The following is a 5732-nucleotide window of genomic DNA, read 5'->3' as shown; positions in this document are numbered from 1 at the left end:
CGGCGGGCCGGGCGGTGACGGCTACGCCCCGCAGCGTCCCGCGCCGGACTGGCGCCGCCGCATCAAGTGGACGGCGATCAGCGTCGTCACCGTGCTGGTCGTGACGACCGTCGGCACGTACTTCTGGGCCGACTCCAAGCTCAACCGCGACGTCGACCTGTCGAAGGTGATCGAGCGGCCCGAGAAGGGCGAGGGCACCAACTACCTCATCGTCGGTTCCGACAGCCGTGAGGGCCTGTCCGCCGAGGACAAGAAGAACCTGCACACCGGGTCCGCCGACGGCAAGCGCACGGACTCGATGATGATCCTGCACACCGGCGACAACGGCCCCACCCTGATCTCGCTGCCCCGGGACTCGAACGTCGAGATCCCGTCCTTCGTGGGCTCCGAGTCGGGCAAGACCTACCCCGCGACCGGGCGGCAGGTGAAGCTCAACGCCGCCTACGCCGAGGACGGGCCCGAACTGCTGGTCCGCACGGTCGAGTTCAACACCGGCCTGCACATCGACCACTACGTGGAGATCGGCTTCGCCGGCTTCGCGAACATCGTGGACGCGGTCGGCGGCGTCGAGATGGACATCCCGCAGGACATCAAGGACACCAAGTCCGGCGCCGACCTCAAGAAGGGCAAGCAGACCCTGAACGGCGAGGAGGCCCTCGCCTTCGTCCGCACCCGGTACGCGCTGGCCGGCTCCGACCTGGACCGTACGAAGAACCAGCAGAAGTTCCTCTCCGCCCTCGCCAACCAGGTGGCCACGCCGGGCACGGTCCTCAACCCCTTCAAGCTCTACCCGACCATGGGCGCGGGGCTGGACTCCCTGATCGTCGACAAGGAGATGGGCCTGTTCGACCTGGCCGACATGTTCTGGTCGATGAAGGGCGTCAGCGGCGGCGAGGGCACGTCCATGAACATGCCGATCGCGGGCTCCACCGGCGGCAACCTGCTCTGGGACAAGGCGAAGGTGAAGCAGCTGGTGAGCCAGTTGAACAACGACGAGAAGGTCACCGTCAAGGGCAACTGAGACCGGCCGTGGGCACCCCCTGCGGGGTGCCCACGGTCGTGTCCGGCGACGGCGTCACATCGTGGCGCCCGCCATGGCGCGGCACATCTCGGAGCAGCGGCGGCAGGACTCGGCGCAGCGCGTCATCCGCTCGTCGTCCGGCATGGACATGCACGCCTCGGCGCACATGTCGCAGGCCTGCACGCACATCATGCACATCTCGTTCGCCAGCGGCGAGCGGCGCATCATCATGTCCGCGCACATGCGGGTCATCTCCGAGCAGTCCATGAGCGCCCGCATGATCTGCATCTGGGCCTGGCCGCCCATCTGCAGACAGGAGCTCATGGTCTCCTCGCACACACCGTGGCAGGCCATGCACGCCTGGATGCAGTCCTGCATCTGCTGGCTCATCGGTTCCGTGGTGGTCGGCTGCTGCTGGGTCATGGTTCCTCCCAGGGGACGGAGAGGGCCGGGGCCCGGCCCCCGCCCTCTCCGTCCTACGCCCCTGACCCCATGACCACCACAGGAAGGGACCGGATCACACCCCTGCTTGGAAACACCGGCAGCGGAAAAAAGGGGTGGGGCGGGTACGGACGACTCAGGGGAGGGCTCGCATGACACCACAGGCGGAGAGACAGCGGCTGCGCAGACGGCTGGAACGGCTCATCGGCATCGCCGCGACCGAGGGCAACGAACTCGTGCCGCTGCGCAACGGCGACCGGATATTCCCCGCCATGCTGGAGGCCGTCCGCGCCGCGGAGCACACCGTCGACATGATGACGTTCGTGTACTGGCGCGGCGACATCGCGCGGGAGTTCGCCGACGCCCTGGCCGAGCGGGCCCGCGCGGGGGTCCGGGTACGGCTGCTGCTGGACGGTTTCGGCGCCAAGGAGATCGAGCCGGAGCTGCTGGACGCCATGGACGACGCCGGCGTCCAGGTGGCCTGGTTCCGCAAGCCCCTCCATCTGTCACCGATGCGGCAGAACCACCGCTGCCACCGCAAGGTCCTGGTGACCGACGAGCACACCGCGTTCACCGGGGGCGTCGGCATCGCCCAGGAGTGGTGCGGCGACGCCCGCGGCCCCGACGAGTGGCGCGACACCCACGTACGGGTCCGGGGGCCCGCCGTGGACGGGATCGCCGCGGCCTTCGCCCAGAACTGGGCCGAGTGCCACGACGAGCTGTACGACGAACACGACCGCTTCACCCCCCAGGAACAGCCGGGGAACGCCACGGTCCAGGTGGTACGGGGCTCGGCCAGCTTCGGCTGGCAGGACATGCAGACACTGCTGCGCGTCATGATCACCTCGGCGCGGGAGCGCTTCCGGCTGTCCACGGCCTACTTCGCGCCCGACACCTACTTCATCGACCTCCTGGCCGCCTCCGCCCGCCGGGGCGTACGGGTGGAGATCCTGCTGCCGGGGCCGCACACCGACCAGCGGGCCTGCCGGCTGGCCGGCCGGCAGCACTACCAGACCCTGGTCGACGCGGGGGTGGAGGTGCGGGAGTACCAGCCGACCATGCTGCACACGAAGGTCATCACCGTGGACGGCGTCTGCTCCCTCATCGGCTCCACCAACTTCAACCGCCGCTCCCTGGAGCACGACGAGGAGGTCATGCTGGCCGTCCTCGACGAGGACTTCACGGCCGAGCTGGACGCCGACTTCGACGCCGACCGCAAGCTGAGCGAGCCCGTCGACCCGGCCCGCTGGAGGCGCCGCCCCCTGACCGAACGCCTCGCCGAGGCCGCGGTCACCCCGATCCGCCGCTTCCTGTGACGGCGCACGCCGGCCGGAGGGGGCGGAGGGCGCCCGGCCCCCGGACGCCCTCCGCTCCCTCCGGCCCGCCGGCCGTTACGGCAGGTTGCGGGCCATGACGATGCGCTGGACCTGGTTGGTGCCCTCGTAGATCTGGGTGATCTTGGCGTCGCGCATCATCCGCTCGACCGGGTAGTCGCGGGTGTAGCCGTAGCCGCCGAGGAGCTGGACGGCGTCGGTGGTGACCTCCATGGCGACGTCGGAGGCGAAGCACTTGGCGGCGGCGCCCTGGAAGGTGAGGTCGGCGTCGCCGCGCTCGGACTTCGCGGCGGCGGCGTAGGTGAGCTGGCGGGCGGCCTCGATCTTCATGGCCATGTCGGCGAGCATGAACTGGACGCCCTGGAAGTCGGCGATCGGCTTGCCGAACTGCTTGCGCTCCTTGACGTAGCCCTTGGCGTAGTCGAGGGCGCCCTGGGCGATGCCGAGGGCCTGGGCGGCGATGGTGATGCGGGTGTGGTCCAGGGTCCTCATCGCGGTGGCGAAGCCGGTGCCCTCCTCGCCGATCATGCGGTCGGCGGGGATGCGGACGTTGTCCAGGTAGACCTCGCGGGTCGGGGAGCCCTTGATGCCGAGCTTCTTCTCCGGGGCGCCGAAGGAGACGCCCTCGTCGGACTTCTCCACGACGAAGGCGGAGATGCCCTTGGAGCGCTTGGTGGGGTCGGTGACGGCCATCACCGTGTAGTACTCGGACTCGCCGGCGTTGGTGATCCAGCGCTTCACGCCGCTCAGGACCCAGGAGTCGCCGTCGCGGACCGCCCGGGTCTTCATGCCGGCCGCGTCCGAGCCGGCGTCGGGCTCGGACAGGCAGTACGAGAACATGCCGTCGCCCTTGGCGAGCGGGGTCATGTACTTCTTCTTCAGCGCCTCGGAGCCGGAGAGGATCACCGGCAGCGAGCCCAGCTTGTTCACCGCCGGGATCAGCGAGGAGGAGGCACAGACGCGGGCCACCTCCTCGATCACGATCACCGTGGCGAGGGCGTCCGCGCCCGCGCCGCCGTACTCCTCGGGCACGTGCACGGCGTGCAGGTCGTTCGCGGTCAGCGCGTCCAGGGCCTCCCGGGGGAAGCGGGCCTCCTCGTCCACCGCGGCGGCGTACGGCGCGATCTTCGCCTCGGCCAGCGAGCGGACGGCGTCACGGAGCATGTCGTGCTCCTCGGACGGGCGGTACAGGTCGAAGTCAGCCGATCCGGCCAAGGTCTCTCACGCTCCAAAACGCTGCGATGCTGGTCACGCTAACTACCGTTAAGTAACTCAAATTTTAGAGCGTCATCCACGGTTGTGGATAGGTGAGCTGGGCGACAGCCCACCGGTGACGGTTCCGTGCCCCCGGTTATGCTCGGGCCCGCACTGCATGCCGTATACCCCTGGAGCACTCATGGCCCTCAAGATCACCGTGATCGGCACCGGTTATCTCGGTGCGACCCACGCGGCGGCCATGGCGGAGCTGGGGTTCGAGGTGCTGGGCCTCGATGTCGTACCGGAGAAGATCGACAAGCTCCGGCGCGGTGAGGTCCCGATGTACGAGCCGGGACTGGAAGAGCTGCTGCGCAAGCACGTGGCCGGGATCGAGGGGTCCAGCGGGCGGCTGCGGTTCACGATGGACTGGGCCGAGCTCGGGGAGTTCGGCGACGTCCACTTCGTGTGCGTGAACACCCCGCAGCGGCACGGCGAGTACGCCTGCGACATGTCGTACGTCGACTCCGCGATCGCCTCGCTCGCGCCGCACCTGAAGGGTCCCGCGCTGGTCGTGGGCAAGTCGACGGTGCCCGTCGGCTCGGCCGACCGGCTGGCCGCCTACCTGGCCGAGCACGCCCCGGCCGGGGAGGACGCGGAGCTGGCGTGGAACCCCGAGTTCCTGCGCGAGGGCTTCGCCGTGCAGGACACGCTGCGCCCCGACCGGATCGTGGTGGGCGTGCGCAGTGAGCGGGCGGAGAAGGTGCTGCGGGAGGTGTACGCCACGCCGGTCGAGGAGGGCTCGCCGTTCGTGGTGACCGACTTCGCGACCGCGGAGCTGGTGAAGACCTCGGCGAACTCCTTCCTGGCCACGAAGATCTCGTTCATCAACGCGATGGCCGAGGTGTGCGAGGCCGCGGACGGTGACGTCGCCAAGCTGGCGGAGGCCATCGGCTACGACGACCGGATCGGCGCGAAGTTCCTGCGGGCCGGGATCGGTTTCGGCGGCGGCTGCCTGCCGAAGGACATCAGGGCGTTCATGGCGCGCGCCGGTGAGCTGGGTGCGGACCAGGCGCTGACGTTCCTGCGGGAGATCGACTCGATCAACATGCGCCAGCGCGGCCGGATGGTGGAGCTGACACGACAGGCTCTGGGCGGGGGTTCCTTCCTCGGCAAGCGGGTGGCGGTGCTGGGCGCGACCTTCAAGCCGGACTCGGACGACGTCCGGGACTCGCCGGCGCTGAACGTGGCCGGGCAGATCCACCTCCAGGGCGGCCAGGTCACGGTGTACGACCCGAAGGGCATGGACAACGCCCGCAGCCTCTTCCCGACCCTGGGCTACGCCGACTCCGCGCTGGAGGCGGTGCGCGGCGCGGACGTCGTGCTGCACCTGACGGAGTGGCGGGAGTTCCGCGAGCTGGACGCGGCGGCGCTGGGCGAGGTGGCGGCGGAGCGGCTGATCCTCGACGGCCGCAACGCGCTCGACCCGGAGGTGTGGCGCCGGGCCGGCTGGCGCTACCGCGCGATGGGACGCCCCACCGCGTAGTCGGCAAGCGGGTGACGCCGGTTCGGCCGAGGCTCAGTCGGCCGAACCGGCGCCTTGCCGCATTCTGCCAAACCACGCGCGAACACGGCGCGGCTACGCGCCCTATAGGGGCGCGGGACCGTACCGACCGTGCGGCTACCGCCGCGCGGGCGCGACCGGCCACGGCGGCGCGGCACACGGCCGACGCCACACCGCC

The 5732-nt window shown here is 70.0% G+C and carries 5 protein-coding genes; 3 read left to right on the top strand and 2 right to left on the bottom strand.

Annotated features, from left to right (window positions below; genetic code table 11):
* Positions 1 to 1021: LCP family protein (locus B7767_RS16430; protein ID WP_085572845.1), on the top strand; the 1021-nt coding region annotated here is incomplete at its 5' end.
* A gap of 54 nt (positions 1022 to 1075) precedes the next feature.
* Here the strand turns inward: B7767_RS16430 and B7767_RS16425 are convergent.
* Positions 1076 to 1444: a four-helix bundle copper-binding protein gene (locus B7767_RS16425; RefSeq protein WP_085572844.1), complete on the bottom strand. Its 369-nt coding sequence runs from the start codon at positions 1442 to 1444 to the stop codon at positions 1076 to 1078.
* Between the two features lie 170 nt (positions 1445 to 1614).
* Between B7767_RS16425 and B7767_RS16420 the strand changes: the two genes are divergently transcribed.
* Positions 1615 to 2778 carry a phosphatidylserine/phosphatidylglycerophosphate/cardiolipin synthase family protein gene (locus tag B7767_RS16420; RefSeq protein ID WP_085572843.1) on the top strand — a complete coding sequence of 388 codons (1164 nt, stop codon included), beginning with the start codon at positions 1615 to 1617 and terminating at the stop codon, positions 2776 to 2778.
* A 75-nt stretch (positions 2779 to 2853) separates the two neighbouring features.
* Here B7767_RS16420 and B7767_RS16415 read toward each other — a convergent pair whose 3' ends face one another.
* The gene (locus B7767_RS16415) at positions 2854 to 4011 is read right to left on the bottom strand and encodes an acyl-CoA dehydrogenase (protein ID WP_085572842.1); all 1158 of its coding nucleotides are present in this window, start codon (positions 4009 to 4011) and stop codon (positions 2854 to 2856) included.
* Positions 4012 to 4192: 181 nt separating this feature from the next.
* On the opposite strand from B7767_RS16415, the gene B7767_RS16410 reads away from it, so the two are divergent.
* Positions 4193 to 5536, top strand: coding sequence for a UDP-glucose/GDP-mannose dehydrogenase family protein (locus B7767_RS16410; protein ID WP_085572841.1), 1344 nt, complete (start codon positions 4193 to 4195; stop codon positions 5534 to 5536).
* Positions 5537 to 5732 lie beyond the last annotated feature (196 nt).

Origin of the sequence: Streptomyces sp. 13-12-16, assembly GCF_002114215.1 — a bacterium.
Lineage (GTDB): Bacteria > Actinomycetota > Actinomycetes > Streptomycetales > Streptomycetaceae > Streptomyces.
Note: the sequence above shows the minus strand (reverse complement) of the source record. Positions and strands in the feature narration are given on the sequence as shown.